Here is a 20,265-nt window from a genome sequence, read left to right on the forward strand (position 1 = left end):
AAGGATTAGCCATTGAGAAAAGCGGCAAAAGATGGACAAGTAAAGGACAACAGCCCAAGACCTATCAAACGCCCTATGGCAGCATAGAAATTAATCGCCATATTTATCAAACCAGTACAGGAGGAGAAACATACTGCCCATTAGAAGTAGATTCAAGGATCATCATCACCTCGACCCCAAGATTTGCTAAGCAGATAAGTCACAAATATGCGGAAATGAGTAGCGTAAGATTACTCGAAGACTTACGAGAAAATCATGGACGGGAAGTAAATCGCGCGTTTGTGCAAATACTTGCCGAAGCAGTTGGTAACATCGCGAGCATCAAAGAGGAAGACTGGACTTATCAAACCCCAAGACTAGAGGTCGAAATTCCGACAGTGAGCATCGGATTAGATGGTACTTGTATGTTGATGTGTGGTGAAGGATTTCGGCAAGCAATGGTGGGGACGATCAGCTTGTATGATCGCGAAGGAGAACGGCAGCATACGACTTATATAGCTGCGTCCCCAGAATATGGACGAGAAATATTTCTCGCAAGACTAAGACGAGAAGTTGAGCAGAGCAAGCGATTATATCCAAATGCTCATTATCAAGGTTTAGCGGATGGTGCTCCAGAAAACTGGACATTTCTCAATAGCGTAACCGCAACGCAGATATTGGACTTTTACCATGCAACGCAATATTTAGACAAATTCGCTAAAGCAATTCATCCCCGTAGCGTCGAGAGCCAAAAAGCTTGGATGGATACGCACTGCCACAAACTTAAGCATGATGCAGGATTTGCTAAAGTTTTACTTGCCGAGATGGAAATTATCCAACCGAAACGAGTTTCTAAATCTGTTCTCGAAGGATTCCAAGATGCTATTACTTAAAATCCTAAATCTGCTTTAGCCGCTTCAGCAACCCGCAAAACTTCTGGTGTAGAGATTTCTTCCCAAGGCACTTCGCCGATCTCGCGATAAAAAGTTTCGTCATAGGGTCGAGTTTTTACCACCACAGGCATAGGCACGGCATGACCCAGAACTAGAGCTTGCTGCTTAGAATCTAGTTTTGACAAAATCGTTCGCAAATTACCACTGCCAGCTACACCTGTAAAAATTGCGTCGATATCTTTCTCATCATTGAGCAAAGCCGTAATTCTCGTGCCAATTTGCGACATTACCTCGTTATCAATTCCTGACGGGCGTTGATCGACGATTAGCAAAGTCACAAAATATTTCCGCATCTCGCGGGCGATCGTCCCAAAGATAGTCTGTCTAGCCGTATTTGGAGCAAGAAAACGATGGGCTTCTTCGATCGTGATCGTTAACTGCTGTGGGCGATCGCAAATATTTTTAGTCTGCAAAAATCGCTCAGCTTGTTGTACATAGGAATGATGAATCCGCCGCGTAATAATATTTGTCGCCAACATATAGGAAAGTAAATTTGACTGCGAACCAAACTCAATGACGATATGTTTCCCTGCTGCGATCAAATCGAGAATGCGCTTGATGTAGTTTTCGGGACAGGTTGGGCGTAAATACTTGAGATCATCAAGGCGCGTGAGTTTACGCTGGAGCGCCATAATCGAGGATTTACTCCCCATTTTCTGTTCGCAAAATTCTTGAATTTCCGAATTGGTCATAGCCAGTAATCGCGAAATCCAACTCTTTCCAAATTCATTCCGCAGGATAATCGCATTTTCCAAACTAGCTTCCGAGAGATTTAGTTCTTCCCGAATTAGCATCAAATCTTCGACATCGATTTGGTCATAGCTGATGTAAAGCTCCTGCGCATCGCGCACTCCTCGCCGCTTCGTTGAGTCTGGATCGAGAGTATAAATCTGCACCTGTGCAGGAAATAACTGCCGTAAGCCTTTAACGGTACTAAATCTTTTGCCTTCAGTCGCAGCTTCCCACCCATATTCTGAATGCATGTCAAAAATCAGATTCACAGCCGCTTGCTTACGGATTATTCCTGATAGTAATAGGCGCGTCAAAAAAGATTTTCCTGTTCCTGATTTGCCAAATATGCCGTTACTGCGCTCCACAAAGCGATCGAGGTCAAGGCAAATTGGCACAGGCATATCAATTGGCTGCCCGATCGCAAAGTTTCGTTTATGGGGATCATCTTCCCAACCAAACACAATCCGAAAATCTCGCTCAGTTGCATCAAACATCTGCGAGAAATGGCTGGGGATCGTCTTCACTGGCAAGAGTTGGAAATCACTTATTTCTTCGACAGCTTCATAAGCTGGCGATTTCTTACGCTTTGTTTTCTTAACGCGATCGCTATTCTGACTAGCGGCTCGTTGAGTGATTAGATCAAAAGGATTTGCAGGAACAAACATCAACATTGGCGTTAAATTGATCGTGCCAAAAGTCCCTGTACCCGCCAAGATTTCGGTTAAAAAAGTATTCTCAGGATCAGGCGGATTCATGAGAATACGGGGACTAGCCGTACCTAGAGTGACATCAGTGAGGATACAAAAAAAGCGCGTATGCCGACCATGCACCACTAAAAACTTACCGACGCGCATATCTTCGACGGAAATCTCGCCATTTAGTCGAACTTCTAAACCGTCGCTTAAAGAACCCTGAACAACAATTCCCAATGGCTGCAATAAATCCATGCCAAACCTGCATTAAGCCTGCATACTTTTGCATAGCATAACAAAATAGAGGAGAAAACTAAGTTTTCTCCTCTATTTTGCTTGCAATTAGTCGCTAATAATTATTGAGAACGCTCAGCGTTCTCAATAATTATTTAGTAACGACCACCACCGCCGCCGCCAGACTTGTTATAGCCACCACGACCACCGCCGCCGCCGCCGCCGCCTCTGTTGCCGCCGCCAAACGAGTCATTGTTTTCGCGAGGCTTAGCCTTGTTAACCTTAAGAACACGACCCATCCATTCAGCACCGTCTAGTGCTGTGATGGCGGCATCTTCTTCAGCGTCTGCACTCATTTCAACGAATGCAAAGCCGCGAGCGCGACCAGTTTCGCGATCGGTAGGGAAATGGACACGTGTGACCTTGCCGTAGTCTTCAAAAACTGGCTTTAAATGGTCTTGAGTAACTTCATAGGACAAGTTACCAACGTAAATAGACATTATGCTTTCTCCAAGAATTCAATGAGTATGTAGAGATAGAGATGTCGGAGAGAAGCTTGTCACGATGAAACAGAAAAAAACTGCCAGTACAGAAAACAATTACTACAACCGATAAATACTTTTACCTTACGGTCAATAGTTTAGCGCATATGATTTAAATTTGGGCATAATGTTACATTTTATTTATTTTGTGACAATCATAGCTATCACAACCTAAAACCCATTCATAGAGTTGCGGCGCTTTGCGCCGCAACTCTATGAATGGGTTTTAGGGACAAAAGGTAAAGGCAAAGTTTTGCGTTGCCTTTACCTTTTGAGGTTTAGTCCATCCAACCAATATTTTTATTGTTTATGCGCTGTAACTGTTCGTTAGATCCTGTTGGGCGTGCATAGGGATTGCGATCGCGATGGGGATAGGGCTGTTCAACAGGCTGTTTGCGAGGAGTTGCTCTATTGTTTTGTGGGTTTTGCGACACCAGTTGCGAAGAACTAGCAGCCTCAACTACAGAGGGTTGAGCTAATTCTTTAGCTGATTCTACAGTCTTGATCTGCTCCGAAAGTTGAATATTCGCTTCGGCTAAGCGCAAATTATCCCGTTTGACTTCCACGAGTTGTTGATCTAATTCATTTTTGAGGCTCTCGATCGCAGCCAGTGATTTCTGTAAAAGCTCGATATTGGTATGGCTAAATTTCAAATCCTTTTGCAAATCAGCTACGGTTTGCGAAAGTTCAGTTTCTCTTTGTCGAGATTGAGCGAATGATAGCTCTAGGTCAGAAATTTTTGTCTTTGTGAGATCGTCCAAACTTGGGGATTTTGCTACGGCATTTAGTTCAAGCTGGCTAGAAGCTTTGCTGGCTGGCTCAGCAATAGTTTCTGCTTTTACTTCGATAGTTTGTTCAGTTGAATCGTTTTTGACTGGAGTTTCAGTTTCTTTCTGGACTTCATCACGCAATAAATCTGAAATTCCGACTTTCTTTTTAGTTGACATTATTTTTTATTTAGTTCAATAAAACAGACATTTTCATCATGAGAGTGAGCCAAAGGCGGACTCTCATGCATATCACCTTAAAATATCTCGCCTCAGTTCATCAACCACACGTCTATAGTCTGCTTCTGCTTCTCTAGCATTTTTACCTTTCCATTCTGTAACTAATTTCCCATCTAGAGCAGCGCGTTCATGAGCTTTATAAGCTCTCACAAAAGCATGAAAAACAGGGACTCCGACTTCTTGCAAAGTATTTTGAGCCTCAAGTGCTTCATTAAGACAGCGAGGATCAACACGGGTTAGCAGAACTCGATGGGGAACTTGAGCAGGTCGAACAGTACTTTTGACAGTATCGATGAGAGCAGTTAAATCCATCGGAGCAGGTGGACTGGGCAAAACCAAATAATCAGCGATCGCTACAACTGTAGCTAGTGCATGGGAATGTAATGCAGGCGGTGTATCTACCAATACTAGATCGTAACTGCTAAGTTTCGGCAATTTTCTTAAATGGGTCGGATCGATTTCTTTTGCAATATCAAAGCCCATGCCTTTCTCGCTACGTCCGACCCACCAAGACAAGCTTCCTTGTACATCAGCATCAACAACCAATACTTTAGCTTCCTGCGCCAAGATACCCGCTAAGGCGATCGCTGTTGTTGTTTTACCCACCCCCCCTTTGCCATTGGTAACGACTACAATTTTTGGGGAATTTGCCATACAGCTAAGTCTCTTAATAACTTCTAATTAGAAATATAACGCTTCACGCTCTAAACCCCAAAATTAGTTACTATGAAAGTCAGCCTACGGCTGACTTTCATAGTAACTAATTTTTATAATAAAAAAACTAGAGTGATTGCTTTGCGCTCACTCTAGTTTTTTGGGCTTTGATGGTTTAGAGACAAATAAAACCGCGATCGCTAAACAAGCTAGACCAACATTGATGGAGACATCAGCAATATTGAAAATCGCAAATCGAATAATCCTTATATCTATAAAGTCAACTACATAACCAGCCACAAAGCGATCGATGCCATTACCTGCGGCTCCCGCTAAAATACAGCCATAGCCGACCTGTTCCCATCGATTTAAGTTTTTACCAAAAAGACCAAAGGCTACTAGCCCCAAACTTACAATCATTGATACCCATTTAAGCCAATCAATCTGACCACTAAACAAACTAAATGCCGCACCTGTGTTGGTTGCATAGGTAAAATGAAAAATACCATTAATTAAGGGAACTGATCTCAATCCCTTGAGATATTGCACGACTAAATATTTAGAGGCTTGATCGAGCACTAATCCAAAAATTGCCGCAGTCCAGTATAGAGAGTTCTCGATTTTGCCAGATGTCATAACTAGAAAACAACCAAAGATTAATTACTGTTGCAGCTTTCGGTAGTGCTAAACAGGTAGGGATAGGCGGCACGAAGCGCCGCCTATCCCTACCCATATAAATCCTTTCCTATTACAAGCTTTCAAGTTGTCTGCGACAGCTTGAAAGCGACAAAACTCATATCCTTAAAGATGAAACAAGGGCGTTTAGCGCCCTTGTTTCATTAGCTTATATCAATTAGACCTAGCCACGCCAACAAACCTTTGCCAGTGACAAACTCGATCGCTATGGCGATGATGAAGCCGACCATCGCAGCTCGACCATTTAATCTTTCTGCATAAGTATTAAATCCCATTTTCGGATCAGTAGCCTGTGGTAATTGAGTTGGTTCAGTCATGATCAAAAAATCCTCATTTTCATGAAACTTAATATAATTTTATCGCAATCGCCCAAATATACAGCACAGTGCACTCTAGTAAAACCCAAAAGCTGGTACTCCTAAAAAGGAAAAGATTTATTATGGTAAAGATGGGCGGCGCTTCGCGCCGCCCATCTTTACCTATTTAGCACTACCCAAAGGCCATAGGAAATTCAGATTAAGTCTATTCTGAAACTTTAAGTTTTGTTTTCGGATTGTAACGACCGATTTCTTGTAAACTTAACTGAATAAATATGTAAAATTGTAAAATTTTGCTGAATTGCAGCTAGCAACATAGTGGAGTGTAAACTGGCTTGGAAAACCATAAGGAAAAAATTCTAGTTGTAGACGACGAAGCAAGTATTCGTCGAATTCTGGAGACACGTCTGTCGATGATCGGTTACGAGGTCGTCACCGCCGCAGATGGCGAAGAAGCGATCGAAGTTTTTCATAAAGAGAATCCCGATTTGGTGGTTCTTGATGTAATGATGCCAAAGCTCGACGGCTATGGGGTATGTCAAGAGCTTCGCAAAGAATCTGATATTCCGATTATCATGCTGACAGCGCTAGGTGATGTTGCCGATCGCATTACAGGGCTTGAGTTAGGTGCAGATGACTACGTTGTCAAGCCTTTTTCGCCAAAGGAATTAGAAGCGAGAATTCGTTCAGTGTTGAGACGTTTTGATCGCAATGGCACATCAGGTATCCCCAGTTCTGGGGTGATTCATATCAATACGATCAAGATTGATACCAACAAGAGACAAGTCTATAAATCCGATGAGCGTATTCGCTTGACGGGTATGGAGTTTAGTTTGTTAGAGTTATTAGTCGGGCGATCGGGTGAAGCTTTCTCTAGAGCCGAAATCTTGCAAGAGGTTTGGGGATATACCCCAGAGCGACATGTGGATACTCGCGTAGTCGATGTTCATATTTCGCGCTTACGTGCAAAGCTCGAAGAAGATCCTAGTAACCCTGAGTTAATCTTGACGGCGCGTGGCACAGGATACCTATTCCAGCGCATCATTGATGGCTCAGAATCTAAACAAGCTTAATAAGGAACCAATTTTTTTGTGGCGCGGCTTCGCTGTGCCACAAAAAAATTGGTTTCACAAATCATGATCAAAGTCTGCCGAAGGCAGACTTTGATCATGATTTGTGAAATTTGGAGATCGCAGAATCATAAATTTTTTTCAGTCTTTGCGCATGTATAGCAAGGGTAAACTCTGAGTGAAACAAAGCATTGCCAGCGATACCGATCGCACGAGCTTTATCAAAATTATCAGCCAAATCCTCAATTGCAGCAGCTAACTGTTGAATATTATTTGGTTCAACCAAAATCCCTGTCTTCCCATCCTGAACATGTTCAGGGATACCGCCAACATCACTAGCAATCACTGGACGGAATCTTACGTATGCTTCTAAAGTCACTAGCCCCGCAGGTTCGGGCCATACACTAGGGAAAATCACTGCAAAACTCTGACGATAAAGTTCCTCTAACTTCTCTTTTTGACACCAGCCGTGCCAAGTAACGCGATCGCAAATTTGTAAATCCTCCGCTAGCTGACGAACTTGAGGCATAGCCCACCCTTCACCTGCAATGTCAAGATGAATGTCAGAATCTAGTATAGGTATCGTTTTCAGTAACCAATCTAATCCCTTGTCTGGCACTATTCTGCCTGCAAAAAGAATCCGTTTTTGAGCATGGACGGTTCTGGATAATGGCTCATGGTTATAGGAAGTTGCTGCAATACCACAACGTAAAGTTATCACCTGCGATTCTGGTAATCCATTGGCAAGTAACTGCGATCTCACATAATCACTATTTGCGATTACTGTAGTCTTTAACTTTAAGAGAGCATCCAGCGCACTGTAAGCTCTCTTAAAGTTAGAAATAATTTTTGTGGGTCGCCGACTTCCACATCCATCGATCAGATGTCCCCATGTACATCCAATAACAGACATTTTGCGATCGCAAACAGCCGCATAATGCGGAAGATACTTAGAACCACTAGGGCAATAGGGATGATGGTTATGTGCAGTATAAACAGTAGGACATTGATCCTTTAAATCCAAAACCATCTCTCCCTCATGGAGATGCAACAACATATACTGACTTTGATCGAGATTCTTTAAAGATGAAATAATGTCGTGTGCGAACATCTCTGGCAATTCCATCAAAAGTCCATCCACATAGGATTTTACTCCACCGCCAGAAGTTGCTAAATAGTTAGCACAATGATGAATCCTATTCATTTTGGTAATACTCTAGAGATATATTTTGTGCTTAAATCTTCAAATATCAACTCTATTTTTTGAAAATTCTTTTGAGTATCAAAGCTTTCTTCAACTATTTCCCTTGCTCTTTTCCCCATTTGTCTACCCAAGCCAGGATTATCAATCAATAGTTGCAGTTTGTGAGCTAGTTCTTGACGATCTCCAGGAGTAACAAGAAACCCTGTTTCTCCATCAATAACAATTTCAGTGGTTTGAGTAAGTTTAGATGCAATTACAGGTAAGCCAGAAGCCATTGCTTCAATAAAAACTATGCCAAAAGCATCTCCATATGTTGGCATAACAAAAGCATCTGCTTGTCTATACAGATCGAACCACAAAGAGCTATAAGCTTCTACACCATTATATATACGAACATTTTGGTGATCACAACTGACTGCATCTAGACTAGTAACTATATGCAATATTGCTTGATCTGCAAATTGCGCTAAAAAGACAGCAAGGAGATCTTCTCCCCCTTTGCGTTTAAAATCTCCACCAACAAATAGGATGTTATATAAATCTTGCCTTGACTTATGATTCCTATCTGTAAAAACTAAGCGAGCTGTATCAACTCCTGGGGGAATCACGTTTACCTTTTCTGGATGAACACCGTAATCATTAATAACTGAACTACGCGCCCATTCTGTCCAAGTTAAGATTTTGGAACACTTTTGATATACTTGTTTCTCCAAAAACTTATTAGGACTATAAGTCCATATATGTTTATTCGTAGACTCTTCTGCTGCTTGCTTGTTAGTCATGTCAATACTGATTACTGATGGCATTTTTAGCATTAAATTTAGTGCCAAAAATGCTAATGGTTGAGTATGGAAGAACAAAACATTATAATCAGCTTGACTAATTTTTCTATCTATCAATCTTTTGGCAAGTAATGCATAACCAAGCTGTGCACGAAATCTAAATAAGTCTAAATTATACGACTGTACAAATTTATTTGGAAAACGCAAGTTAAGTATCCTATTAATAACTCTGGCAAATATCTCTCTTTCTTGATCATTCCAATAAATATCGATATAGCATGATGAAGAATCAAAATATTTTTGCATTGTCATGATGTGGGTCTTATGCCCCATAGATGACTCAGCGATCGCCAAAACCTTAGTGGTGTAATCCATGCTTTTTGACTTGGTTATTTTAGAAAATTCAGCTTGACTTTACATAAAACAAGTTTACAATGCTTTAGCCTGTAACTTGAGTAAGCTCTCTGTATACAAATCCAAATTTTGTTTAGCAATATTGGTATATGAGTAGCTTTGAGCAGTCTTATACGCATTGTTACGTAATTTTTCTAAATAAGCCCGATCGCCAATTAATTTTGTAATTGCTCCTTCAATTGCCTCAGTATCTCTAGGTGGAATTACCAGCGCATCATAATCATGTCTCACCATTTCTGTTGGACCAGGAATATTTGAAATGATTGGCGCTAAACCACAAGCCATTGCCTCAATTACTGCCAACCCCCATCCTTCTGAAAGAGAAGGAAATAAGTGAATGCTATGTCCCGCTAACAAAGAGGGCAAATCACTATTTTGATATTTAGAAATGACACAAATGCGGTTGTGAAGTGAAGGTTCAAAATCGGCTAAAACTCTTTCCTGTGGAACCATAGCTCCTAAGAAACTAATTTCGATTTCGGGGAATTTTAGTAAAATCCGCGTTAACGCAGGCACACTATAATCAATACCCTTGCGGGGAATGTAACTGCCAATATGGGCAATCCGAATCTTGCTATTCTCAGATAAGCTCTCCATTGTTAGCCCTATGAGATTACTAGAGATCCCATTATTAACAACATGAACACGCTCTGCGGAGACACCCAAATTTTTGATCGAATATTGTAAATCATGCTGATTGAGACAAAGCACTAAGTCAGCTAACCTCATAGAATTTGCTACTTCCCAAAGTTGAAATCCACCATGATAGATGGGATATTTCCAGCTAAGTTTTGCTTTGCCTAGGGCTACATCTTGAAGTAACTGAAGATGTACGGTATGCTCTAGACCATGACTTCTTGTGACTAATAGTGGCGTATTTCTTTTTAAGAAAGGCTTGATCAACTTTGCCCATATCCAAGCATCCCCTGTAGAAGCATCAATAACATCAATACATTCGTGTTTTACAATCTTTGATATTTTAGTCGCAACAAATGTGGGAAATAATATCCCCTTTACTAAGTCTGGTAGAAATTTAGGCAGATCATCAAAGGAAAAAAATGACACCTCATGTCCAAGCTTTACGTATTCCTGCCCTAGTCTCCAAGTTACTCCTGGAGCGCCTAAATTAGGATCTAGTGGATGATGAATAGCAAGCAAAATTTTCATTTAAGCTTCTGAAAAGTACAGTTGAACAAATTGTAAACTTTTTGTAAATTGGCAAATTAATAGTTAGCTTTACACGATAGGCTTGACTGGTCGAAAAAATAAGTGCTAACCAGTTGAAGCGTGATCAACGTATTTGCAACTTTTTCGTTGGCTTGAACTATCTCCACTAACTACCCAATGCCTCGCTTCTAAATTTGATGGTAACCCTAAAACTAATCAATCATTAACTATATAAAAAAATAGTTTTTTATCTTCAGACTCGTAATACAAATCAATCTGATTATTTATATTTAGGTCTTTACTTTAATTACAAAGTATTTACTAAATATTTTGCTCAATTTGCGCCAAAGAACTGTCCATATACTATATCTCCATCCAGCCCAATCAGTCAGATCAAGATATTCATAAAAAAGATTTTTCTTGGGATGGCGATAATATTGCCAAGGTTTTGTATCCTGTATAAAATGAATAATGTAGGGATTATTTGCAATCTCTAATGAAGCATCTTCTCCATACCTTTCAGTAAGCAAATCAACAAGTTTACGATCTTCCTCGACATCAGATTTAAATTGTCGATTCCACTTAGGTTCAAGCTCTTGCCATTTATCCCACAAAATTGCATTTAGAGCCTCCTGATCACCAAATAGTATAAATTTACGAGGTTTGCGAACATACTCTATTATCTTTGATGAAGTATCAAATTCTCTCCATTTATCTAGATTAAGTACTAGAACACCAGAGTTAAAATATTTGCAATCTGGAGGTATGCCAAGTAGTTGATAATCTTTAACACCATTAGCGATTGTTTTTATAGTAAAGTCTTGGACTGCTAAAAGATGTTTGTCTCCAATATCAATATCCCATAACTTACTAATATCATCTAGTACTAGCAAGTCACAGTCTAAATAAATAGCTTTATGTAAATCTTTAGAGATAAGTTGAGGGATTAGAAGTCGATGAAATATCGCCTCACTAAAATGATCTGATGTTGGAACCTCTTTAAATTGATCTTTAGTATTTATAAAGTTGACGTTACATCTAGATAAATCAAGGGATTTAAGAATCTTTTTGGCATTTATAGATTTAATCCCAGCATCGAGTATATATAGATTTAGCTTTTTGGAGGAAGGCAGATGTTTGAGAATTGAGCAGGCAGTCACCGCAACTGGCATTGCATAGTTGTTATCAGCAGCACAAACCACAGTAATATTTTCTTCGTCTATATTGTGATTCATAATTTTTACAAGATGTTAGATAAATTATAGTAGGTAAATGTCCAAGGGGGTAAGGAGAAATGAGCATTCCAGCGATATTTTAAGGCGGTTTAGCACCAATTTTTCTGGGTTTAGTGCGTTTAGTGAGCGTCAAACGCACTAACTTCATCTCCCCCCTTGGACACCTACAACAAAACTGTGCTTTCTTTGCACTTTCAAATGCAGACTCTTTGATAAATGCTGATGATGCTTATGGTGCAATTAATCAAATTAGAGAAGCCGTGATATTGAGTCCAAGTTTTAAGGTAATTCGTTCTGCGGGAAGAATTATTTTACTAGATGGCTCTCGCTGGCTATGGCGTAATTTGACCAGAAAGTTGCGCGGAAAGCTAAAAAATCAGGCTGACACTTAGACATGAACCAACAGCAAAATGTAAAGCAACGGCGATAAATCGACAATTTAGAAGCAAGTCAGCGCGATCATGATTTTCCTCAATGAATGTACATAATTTCCAAGTGATCGGCAGACTGATTAGGATAATCGCTGTCCAAATCGGGAAAAAGTTCAAGCCGATCGCAAAAATCGTAATCACATAAATTACACCACAAACCCAAGGTAAAAGTTGGGCTGATCGCTTTGTTCCTAAACGGATTACAGGGGATTTTTTTCCTGCTGCAAGATCGTCATCAACTTGGTTAAAGTGTGAACAAAACAAAATCAAGCTAGTAATGATACCGACAATGATCGCGGCTGCGATCGCGCCGATTGACCAAGATTTAGTTTGGCTGTAATAGGCTGCCGAAACTCCTAAAGGACCAAAGGCAAAAAAGCATAAAACTTCGCCCCAGCCCTGATATCCCAGCCGAAAAGGGGGGCCTTGGTAAATATAGCCAAGAAAACAACAAAGCACGATCGCACTGACGACAACGACATCTTGCTGTAGCCAAGAAATTGCTAATACTCCACTAATGCCGAGGAACAGGCAAATATTGGCGATCGCAAATATTAAGTTCTTCTTACCTGTGAGATTCACAACTGAATGTGCTTTATTTACATCAATCCCAGTCTCGGCATCAAACACATCATTGCAAAGATTTTCCCAGACTAAAATCAAAACGGCGGAAATCAGAAATGCCCAAAATACAATCCAGTTAATCGCTCCTGTATCACGATAAGCAACAGCAGTACCCGTAGAGATCGGGACGATCGCCACACTATACATGGGGAATTTAATTGCTGCCATCCATAATTTTCGTGATGGCATGGAGGATATCTCAGGAGAATCAATGAGACTTTTTACCATACTATCCAAGTTCATATTGTGAGCGTCATCCTAAACTTAAAACAAAAGCGAGATCGTCTGAAACTTTTACTGACAAAAACTAGTGAATTATTAAGCTTTGCAAAGTAAGATGGAGATAATTAAGCATAAAAATTTTAACGTACAGGTATAGAAAGAATATGCGGGTCGCGATCGCTGGAGGAGGGTTAGCAGGATTATCCTGTGCCAAATATTTAATCGATTTGGGACATCAGCCAATCTTGCTAGAGCGTAGCGACGTTCTTGGCGGCTTAGTGGCTGCGTGGAAAGATCAAGATGGTGACTGGATCGAAACAGGGCTACATAACTTTTTTGGGGCTTATCCAAATATGTTGCAGCTTATGGGAGAACTAGGGCTTTTGGATCGCCTGCAATGGAAACGCCACGCTTTAATTTTTAACCAGCCTGAAAAGCCAGGAGTCCTTTCTTGGTTTGATGTCCCTGACCTTCCAGCGCCTTTCAACATTATCATCTCGATTCTGCGCAACAACGACATGCTCAGTTGGAATCAAAAAATACGATTTGCGATCGGCTTGATTCCTGCGATCGTCCGTGGGGACAAATATGTAGCGTCCATGGATAAATATACGTTTAGCGAATGGCTAGAAATGCATGGTATTGGTAAAGACATCACTACTGACATCTTTGTTGCTGTTTGTAAATCTCTTAAATTTATCGACCCAGATGTCATTTCCGCCACAATCCCTCTGCGAGCCCTGAATAAGTTTTTGCAACAAAAAGAAGGCTCACGAATTGCTTACTTAGATGGCGCACCGCCTGAGCGCCTTTGTAAACCGATCGCCGACTATGTAATTGATCGTGGTGGCGAAGTGCATACTAGTGCGGGGCTAAAGCAGATTGTGTTAGACGCAGATGGAAATGTCGAAAAGTTGATAATTCGGGGGATCGATGGTGCATCAAGTCAAGAAATCATTGCAGACGCATATGTTTCAGCGATGTCAGTTGATGCTATCAAAGACTACATTCCGATCGCTTGGCAATCGATGCCGTTTTTTCAGCAACTAAATCATTTAGAAGGCGTACCAGTAATCAGCGTCCAGATTTGGTTCGATCGCAAGCTGACGGATATCGATCACACATTGTTTTCGAGATCGCCACTCCTCAGCGTTTATTCTGATATGAGTAACTCGTGCAAAGAGTACGAAGATCCAGACAAGTCAATGATTGAGTTGGTTTTTGCTCCTGCTGCTGATTGGATTAATCGACCCAATAGTGAAATTATTGACGCAACCTTGAATGAACTAGCCAAACTGTTTCCGAAGCATTTACCAAGTCCAGCTAAAGTTCTAAAATCCCATGTAGTTAAGACTCCAAGATCGATCTATACTGCCATTCCTGACCGCGAAAAATTTCGCCCTACCCAAGCAACTCCCATTGCTAATTTCTTTCTGTCAGGCAGCTATACAGCACAACCTTTTTTTGGCAGTATGGAAGGGGCTGTACTTTCTGGTAAGCTAACAGCACAGGAAATCCACAAAGCAAGTCAATCTTCTGGAAATAAAGTCCTTGGTCGAACCTCTAACGAAAACCAGTCAAATCCATCTGTCGTCACTGCCTAAGCCAATGGGAATACGTCAGCCAGTCAGTCTGGAGGAAGCCTACGAGATTTGTCGTTGCATCACGGCTAAGTATGCCAAGACTTTTTATCTTGGCACAATGCTGATGTCAGAAGCAAAACGACGAGCGACTTGGGCTATCTATGCTTGGTGTCGTCGTACCGACGAGCTTGTTGATGGTATGCAAGCAGACACCACAGACGCAGAAACGCTTTTTAACTGGGAGAAACAGTTGGAGGCGACATTTCGCGGCGATCCGATCCATGCGTCAGATATTGCCTTGGCAGATACTGTCAAGTATTATCCAATGCCAATTCAGCCTTTCAAAGACATGATCTCTGGAATGCGGATGGATCTCAAATACGATCGCTACCAAACTTTCGACGATCTGCATTTATACTGCTATCGCGTCGCAGGCACGGTCGGTTTGATGTCCGCAGCAATTATGGGTTTTGAAACTAAAGATCCATCGGTAATTGCGACCGCGACCGAAGCTGCGATCGCTTTGGGTATAGCAATGCAACTAACTAATATTTTGCGAGATATTGGCGAAGATGCTCAGCGAGGACGCATTTATCTGCCCCTTGAGGATCTCCATTATTTTGACTATACCGAGAAAGATTTGCTAAGCGGTACGGTTGATGAGCGATGGACTGAGCTAATGCGTTTCCAAATTCAAAGAGCGCGTGAGTTTTACCAACGGGCGGAAGACGGGGTTTCGGCTTTATGTCGTGATGCCCGATGGCCAGTATGGTCCTCGCTAATTTTGTATCGCAATATTTTAAAAGCGATTGAGAAAAATCAATACGAAGTTTTTAAACGACGTGCTTTTGTTCCTAACTCCAACAAAATGCTTGCTGTGCCTTGGGCATGGCTCAAAGCTCAAACATCCTAACCCAAGAAAGAAGCATCACACTGCGATGCTTTTAGCTGACAAATCAAAACAAGACACGGCTATAAATAGAGGAGACACTTTACAAACTTTCTATCTAAGTGAAACCAAATTTTTGTGGCGCGGCGAAGCCGCACCACAAAAATTTGGTTCTTTATTTTCAGCTAGTTTCTAACATGAATACTATGCAGTCGATACCAAGGGGCTTTTGGATATTCATGATGCTCCCAATGGTAATGACCAAAGTTGTAACAGCTAAAAAATGACCATAGATTAGAGTAGTAATTACTTTGCAGTCGTGGAGAGAAATAGGGGTTTTCGTACAGTTGGTGATGTGGTAAGTAAGTACCAAAAAAGAATAACTGTAAAGAACTCAACACAAGTGGGACAAGTACAAAAAATATTAAATTTGTAAATGCAACATGGAAAATGGTTGTTAATCCCCAAGTAAGTAGGGTCACGTTTACTAAAAAAATGATCAGCGATCTCATTGGAAAATATTCACGGATGAACTTGCAATACCAAAATATTGGATTGTCAACGGTACCATGAAAATCAGGATCGCCACTTTGAGAGGTGTAGCAATGATGATTAAAATGATTAGCACAGCAATGGTCGTAAGACAGAAATCCATAAACTGTAACTGCAAACCGCCCAATTAGATTATTGAGACTTCTATTGTTTGGAATTAAATTTCCATGCATTGAATCATGGGCAAGGATAAATAAGCCCGTATGGAGATAAGTACGTCCCACAATAGAAAAAATCAACCAGAACCAAGATGTATCTGATATTGGAATACTGAGTAGATCAAATAGACTGGCAAACCACAGGCTAATAATAATTACGGCTATTAGTAGTCCAATCCAATCATCCCATTTATGTACCTTTTGTAACGAAGTAAACATTTGCATATTTTCAAAAGGCAATAGTTAAAACGAAGAAAATAAAATCGGCGGCGCGATCGCGCCGCCGATTTCAAAAGCGTAAATCGCTATAACTAAACTAACGAACGAAGTTCAACAACTCTTTAGGAGATGCAAGTAAGTCGATCGCTACAAAGAAAATCTTGTTATTAGGATCGATCAGAAAGCGCCAAGCGATGTTCATACCAACGCCAGAGCCAAACCAAGGAGTTTGGACTTTACCCGTAATCTTGATTTGGGTATATCCGCCATCGGCTGGTTCAGAAACACCTTTTTCTGGGACAAGCACCAGATTTTGACATTCTTCTTTAAAAAATCTCAGGACGGCATCTTTACCAACAATTGGTCTTTGGAAAGGAGGTTGTAGAGCACCGTCTGGGAGAAATAGAGCAATAAGAGCATCAAAATCGTTAGCGTTCAAGTTGTTCATGTAAGACAAGACTGTGGAGTTGTCTACACCTTCGATGCTTACTTGAGTACGCTTAGAAACTTCTTGTGGAGCTAAAACAGGCTCAGCGACACGAGTATAATCGCCCAATTTGTTTGAGTCATAGCCCATATCCACAACTGAGTTACGGAGAATTGTGATTTGTTGTCCTGGCTCTAAACCTTTCAGCGTTTCTAACACTGCTGAAGCGTTAGCTGACAGTTTATAACCCTCAGGAATCGGAGCAACAATTCCTTTTTCCATCCACTCACCAAGTTGATACCAAAAACCTAGTTTGATGTTTTGTGACCAAATAGCATAGGTGCGGCAAATGGGAGTGTCAGCGCGATTAGCTAAATCACACATGACCTGAGTTTGCTGTTGAAAGCTCATTTTCTTGATTTCATTCAAGGTCAACTCAGCCAACTGCATACTTGCAGCCCCAGGAGCTGCGATCGTCACAGTTTTACCCATCTCAAGGTAAGTAAACCAAATCCAAGCCAGTTGGTCTTCGGGACTAAGTTGATTAAATCTTGCGGTAGTCGCTGGTACTACGTCAGCAGCAAGAGTGTTAGGGAAAATACTTCTGGCTGAGTTAATTGTGTATGTCATAGGATTGTTTATTAAAGTACAACTGAAAAACTTGGGCTTATACTTCTATATGAAGGAAAAAACAACTCCTAAATTTAGAAGTATAAAATCTCAGAACTAGAAATTAGAATCTAATTACAAGGTAATAAGAATGATGTGTCACAAGCCATGCCAGCAAGACATTCTTATCAAAATTATTGATTAGAAACAACCAAAGTTAAAAGAACTATAAAGATCTTATAGTAGTCTAATCAACTTAGATATATATACTCATATTGTGTTTACAATTACAAAACCTCTAAGGGTAGATATTGAATTCTCTTTATCTTATCTGTAATTTCCATAGCTAATTAATCATGCAATCAATTTTTTAGATTAATTAAAAAAGCGCAAATTAAAGAGGTGACGAAAAGCGACACCTCTTTCTAGTAATTTCCTTCTTACATACAAGTAAGAGCAGCAATCTTGGCGATTTTATCAGCATTCAAGCCTTCAAGTTCATTGAGGCTAAGCCAACCATCTTTAACCAGCCCCGCAAATACAAAAACTAACGTAGGCAATCGATAGTCGTATCGACCATCGACCTCATGCCGCTTGACACTCAAAAAATCGTGTAACCGCCACATGTCCTCAATTTCAGCTAAAGAGCCTGCTCGATAGCGCACTGAGTCAATCAGAGCACTGATCTCTCGCTTATAGGCAATATCAAAAGCTTTTTTAGCTACTTCTTCTTCTGTTGTCGTCCACTCAGTATTTATTGCTTGCATTATGAAAATCAAAAAAGATAATATTTATTTATGTTAAGAATAATAACTATATATGATTTAAGTTACACAAATACCACTAGGTTTCTTTACTTTTATTGCGATCGCTAAAATAGCCGTAACTTAGATGAATCAATAGACCTGAGGTTTATCTAAAGAAGCTTTCTCATGAATTTGTATTTTTGGATGTTGCGATTAGTTTGAAATTATGGTTAGGATTTAACGCTGCTAACCATCACTAAATCTTCAATATTTCGCATCATAGTATTACAAATATTATCTAAAGGTAAATCATTCGCATCATGCCCAAAGGGATCTTCAATTTGAATGCCAATTTCTTCGATACCTAATAGAGTGAAGCTAATTAGAGCAACAATTGGTCCTGTCATCCATTGCAGTTGATCAACCATTTGGAAAGGAAGTGATAATGAATAAATCATCAATAATTGCTTCAGATGAATGGAATAAGCGAGGGGGATTGGTGTTCTGAGAATACGTTCACAAATGCCTATAACATCCACCATTTGGTGCAAAAGTTGAATCATATCGTTTAGTTGATAGCGATCAAGCTTTTCTTGGATGGACTGATCTTGGAGGTAGCTGCTAATCCAAAATGCAATTTCAAGTGGTGGGTGATGCATCATTTTGAGATGATCAAATTGTTTTACTGAAAGATTAGCTTCAAGTTCGGCATTGACTGGCTCCGCTCGCAAATGTAATTTCAAGGCGATCGCAAAGGCTGGTAATAGTTTGACAGCAGCAATTTTGGCTTGGCGATCGCTTGGTTCTTTTTCTGCAATTGCTACGATGATTTGGCGAGATAAATTCCGCGATGTGTTGACTAGAATTCCCCATGCTTTGCGACCTTCCCAAAAGCGTTCATAGGCGGTGTTGGTTCGGAATACGAGTAGCAACCCCAACACAATATTGGGAATAATAGCACCTAGAACTGGTAAGGAAACTTTAACCTGATAGAGATAAAGAATATAAATAAAAACGCCAAACAATCCACACATTAGCGATCGCGGCAATACTTCAGGAAGTACTGAGCCTTTCCACCGCAGTGCAATATGAAACCACCCATCTTTTTTTTTCATTAGCCACGCAATCTAAGTCTTACCATTAGGAGTTTATCCTAGAGACTGAAATCTACTTTAAGATTTTTGAGATCTTACTCTTGCTAATAGCACGCCGATCTGGATACCAACTATTCCCGCGATCGCGCTGCCAACAAAATAAATTAACAGCATTGCTATATTGCCCTTGTCTAAAAAAACTTTTGATTCCAATCCATAGGTTGAGAAGGTGGTATAGGAGCCACAGAAACCAGTTGTCGTCATCAATCGTAGTTCAGGTGAAATGATCCGAATATTCTCTGTTGCGATGGTCAGAATATAGGCGATGAGCAAGCATCCTGTAACGTTGATGAAGAATGTGCCGTAATATCCAAAATCTTTTCCATATATGGCTTTTGCTAAATCAGTTATATAAAAACGACTTAAAGCGCCAAAAATTGCCCCGATCGCTACGGCTAATGGAAAACGTCCTTTTAAAAAATCCATTGTTTCTGGCTCTACGAATTAGGAATTGGATGTTTGGCATAATTTATCAAAAGATTGGCGATCGCAATACCTAAAATCACGGCGACTACACCTAAAACGGCACTACCCGCCCAATAAAAAGCAGTGACGCTAGTCTGTTTGCTACGCCATAGGGTGAGAGTATCAAATCCATAAGTTGAAAAAGTCGTATAGGAACCTAAAAATCCAGTTCTAATTAATAAATCTAATTCAGTTGGATAGCCTGTGATTCCTTCGGAAATCGTAAAAAAGAAGCCCATCGCTAGGCATCCAGTTAAATTAATCACAAATGTAGCGTAGGGAAATTTATGACCAAATTTGGTTTTTGACAATTCCGTAAGGTAAAACCGAGACAAAGCCCCAGGGACTGCACCCGATGCGATCGCGAAAGCATTAGTTATATCTGACATTGATTTGTAAAAAGCGAAATTGACTCTCTCTTCTCGTGTTATACCAATCCACAAAAGTGTGACGACACTTTTGTGGATTAAAACCAAACCCAGTAAGGGTTTTAAAAACACAAAATGGC

22 protein-coding genes are annotated in these 20,265 nt (G+C 40.4%); 5 read left to right on the plus strand and 17 right to left on the minus strand.

From position 1 onward, the window contains the following. Nucleotides 1-872 (plus strand): ISKra4 family transposase (locus APA_RS04105; protein ID WP_201321050.1); only part of this gene is annotated, 872 nt, incomplete at its 5' end. Here APA_RS04105 and APA_RS04110 read toward each other — a convergent pair. From APA_RS04110 to APA_RS04135, 6 genes are all read right to left on the minus strand, one after another. Next, a complete protein-coding gene (locus APA_RS04110; RefSeq protein ID WP_201321051.1) occupies nucleotides 869-2,611 on the minus strand; it encodes a helicase HerA domain-containing protein in 1,743 nt (580 codons plus the stop codon). The two genes, APA_RS04105 and APA_RS04110, sit on opposite strands and share 4 nt — an antisense overlap. Before the next feature lie 134 nt (nucleotides 2,612-2,745). Beyond that, nucleotides 2,746-3,090, minus strand: coding sequence for an RNA-binding protein (locus APA_RS04115; RefSeq protein WP_201321052.1), 345 nt, complete (start codon nucleotides 3,088-3,090; stop codon nucleotides 2,746-2,748). Between the two features lie 320 nt (nucleotides 3,091-3,410). Then, a complete protein-coding gene (locus APA_RS04120) occupies nucleotides 3,411-4,079 on the minus strand; it encodes a hypothetical protein (RefSeq protein WP_201321053.1) in 669 nt (222 codons plus the stop codon). 72 nt (nucleotides 4,080-4,151) lie between these two features. Beyond that, entirely contained in the window at nucleotides 4,152-4,793 is a 642-nt protein-coding gene (locus APA_RS04125; protein ID WP_201321054.1) for a ParA family protein, read from the minus strand. Between the two features lie 147 nt (nucleotides 4,794-4,940). Next, the gene (lspA, locus tag APA_RS04130; protein ID WP_201321055.1) at nucleotides 4,941-5,429 is read right to left on the minus strand and encodes a signal peptidase II; all 489 of its coding nucleotides are present in this window, start codon (nucleotides 5,427-5,429) and stop codon (nucleotides 4,941-4,943) included. Nucleotides 5,430-5,632: 203 nt separating this feature from the next. Next, complete coding sequence (locus tag APA_RS04135; RefSeq protein WP_201321056.1) at nucleotides 5,633-5,806, minus strand: hypothetical protein; 174 nt, start codon at nucleotides 5,804-5,806, stop codon at nucleotides 5,633-5,635. Between the two features lie 335 nt (nucleotides 5,807-6,141). Between APA_RS04135 and rpaB the strand changes: the two genes are divergently transcribed. Continuing rightward, nucleotides 6,142-6,879 (plus strand): response regulator transcription factor RpaB, encoded by a 738-nt coding sequence (gene rpaB / locus APA_RS04140; protein WP_103668290.1) that lies wholly within the window; start codon nucleotides 6,142-6,144, stop codon nucleotides 6,877-6,879. A gap of 94 nt (nucleotides 6,880-6,973) precedes the next feature. Here rpaB and APA_RS04145 read toward each other — a convergent pair whose 3' ends face one another. From APA_RS04145 to APA_RS04160, 4 genes are all read right to left on the minus strand, one after another. Next, a complete protein-coding gene (locus APA_RS04145) occupies nucleotides 6,974-8,080 on the minus strand; it encodes a glycosyltransferase family 4 protein (protein WP_201321057.1) in 1,107 nt (368 codons plus the stop codon). Then, nucleotides 8,077-9,237 (minus strand): glycosyltransferase family 4 protein, encoded by a 1,161-nt coding sequence (locus tag APA_RS04150; protein WP_201321058.1) that lies wholly within the window; start codon nucleotides 9,235-9,237, stop codon nucleotides 8,077-8,079. Before APA_RS04150 ends, APA_RS04145 begins: the two co-directional genes overlap by 4 nt. Nucleotides 9,238-9,291: 54 nt before the next feature. Then, a complete protein-coding gene (locus APA_RS04155) occupies nucleotides 9,292-10,443 on the minus strand; it encodes a glycosyltransferase family 4 protein (protein WP_201321059.1) in 1,152 nt (383 codons plus the stop codon). Nucleotides 10,444-10,733: 290 nt separating this feature from the next. Next, nucleotides 10,734-11,678, minus strand: coding sequence for a glycosyltransferase family 8 protein (locus APA_RS04160; protein ID WP_201321060.1), 945 nt, complete (start codon nucleotides 11,676-11,678; stop codon nucleotides 10,734-10,736). 209 nt (nucleotides 11,679-11,887) lie between these two features. Between APA_RS04160 and APA_RS04165 the strand changes: the two genes are divergently transcribed. Continuing rightward, nucleotides 11,888-12,070: a hypothetical protein gene (locus tag APA_RS04165; RefSeq protein WP_236579398.1), complete on the plus strand. Its 183-nt coding sequence runs from the start codon at nucleotides 11,888-11,890 to the stop codon at nucleotides 12,068-12,070. Here the strand turns inward: APA_RS04165 and menA are convergent. After that, complete coding sequence (menA, locus tag APA_RS04170; protein ID WP_201321069.1) at nucleotides 12,047-12,961, minus strand: 2-carboxy-1,4-naphthoquinone phytyltransferase; 915 nt, start codon at nucleotides 12,959-12,961, stop codon at nucleotides 12,047-12,049. The two genes, APA_RS04165 and menA, sit on opposite strands and share 24 nt — an antisense overlap. Nucleotides 12,962-13,119: 158 nt before the next feature. On the opposite strand from menA, the gene pds reads away from it, so the two are divergent. Together pds and APA_RS04180 are read left to right on the plus strand one after the other, a co-directional pair. Continuing rightward, nucleotides 13,120-14,559 carry a 15-cis-phytoene desaturase gene (gene pds, locus APA_RS04175; RefSeq protein WP_201321062.1) on the plus strand — a complete coding sequence of 480 codons (1,440 nt, stop codon included), beginning with the start codon at nucleotides 13,120-13,122 and terminating at the stop codon, nucleotides 14,557-14,559. A 4-nt stretch (nucleotides 14,560-14,563) separates the two neighbouring features. Beyond that, on the plus strand, nucleotides 14,564-15,451 hold the full coding sequence (locus tag APA_RS04180; protein ID WP_201321070.1) for a phytoene synthase: 888 nt from the start codon (nucleotides 14,564-14,566) through the stop codon (nucleotides 15,449-15,451). Nucleotides 15,452-15,612: 161 nt separating this feature from the next. Here the strand turns inward: APA_RS04180 and APA_RS04185 are convergent, their stop codons facing one another. The 6 genes from APA_RS04185 to crcB (APA_RS04210) form a co-directional block, all read right to left on the minus strand. Then, on the minus strand, nucleotides 15,613-16,356 hold the full coding sequence (locus APA_RS04185) for a fatty acid desaturase (protein WP_201321063.1): 744 nt from the start codon (nucleotides 16,354-16,356) through the stop codon (nucleotides 15,613-15,615). A 97-nt stretch (nucleotides 16,357-16,453) separates the two neighbouring features. Beyond that, the gene (locus APA_RS04190; protein ID WP_201321064.1) at nucleotides 16,454-17,413 is read right to left on the minus strand and encodes an orange carotenoid-binding protein; all 960 of its coding nucleotides are present in this window, start codon (nucleotides 17,411-17,413) and stop codon (nucleotides 16,454-16,456) included. A 419-nt stretch (nucleotides 17,414-17,832) separates the two neighbouring features. Continuing rightward, nucleotides 17,833-18,159, minus strand: coding sequence for a hypothetical protein (locus APA_RS04195; RefSeq protein WP_201321065.1), 327 nt, complete (start codon nucleotides 18,157-18,159; stop codon nucleotides 17,833-17,835). A 209-nt stretch (nucleotides 18,160-18,368) separates the two neighbouring features. After that, nucleotides 18,369-19,253 (minus strand): bestrophin family protein, encoded by an 885-nt coding sequence (locus APA_RS04200; protein WP_201321066.1) that lies wholly within the window; start codon nucleotides 19,251-19,253, stop codon nucleotides 18,369-18,371. A 57-nt stretch (nucleotides 19,254-19,310) separates the two neighbouring features. Continuing rightward, a complete protein-coding gene (crcB, locus tag APA_RS04205) occupies nucleotides 19,311-19,718 on the minus strand; it encodes a fluoride efflux transporter CrcB (protein WP_201321067.1) in 408 nt (135 codons plus the stop codon). A gap of 11 nt (nucleotides 19,719-19,729) precedes the next feature. Next, on the minus strand, nucleotides 19,730-20,146 hold the full coding sequence (gene crcB, locus APA_RS04210) for a fluoride efflux transporter CrcB (protein ID WP_201321068.1): 417 nt from the start codon (nucleotides 20,144-20,146) through the stop codon (nucleotides 19,730-19,732). Nucleotides 20,147-20,265 lie beyond the last annotated feature (119 nt).

The organism is Pseudanabaena sp. lw0831 (assembly GCF_016584665.1).
In the GTDB taxonomy this organism is placed as follows: Bacteria; Cyanobacteriota; Cyanobacteriia; order Pseudanabaenales; family Pseudanabaenaceae; genus Pseudanabaena.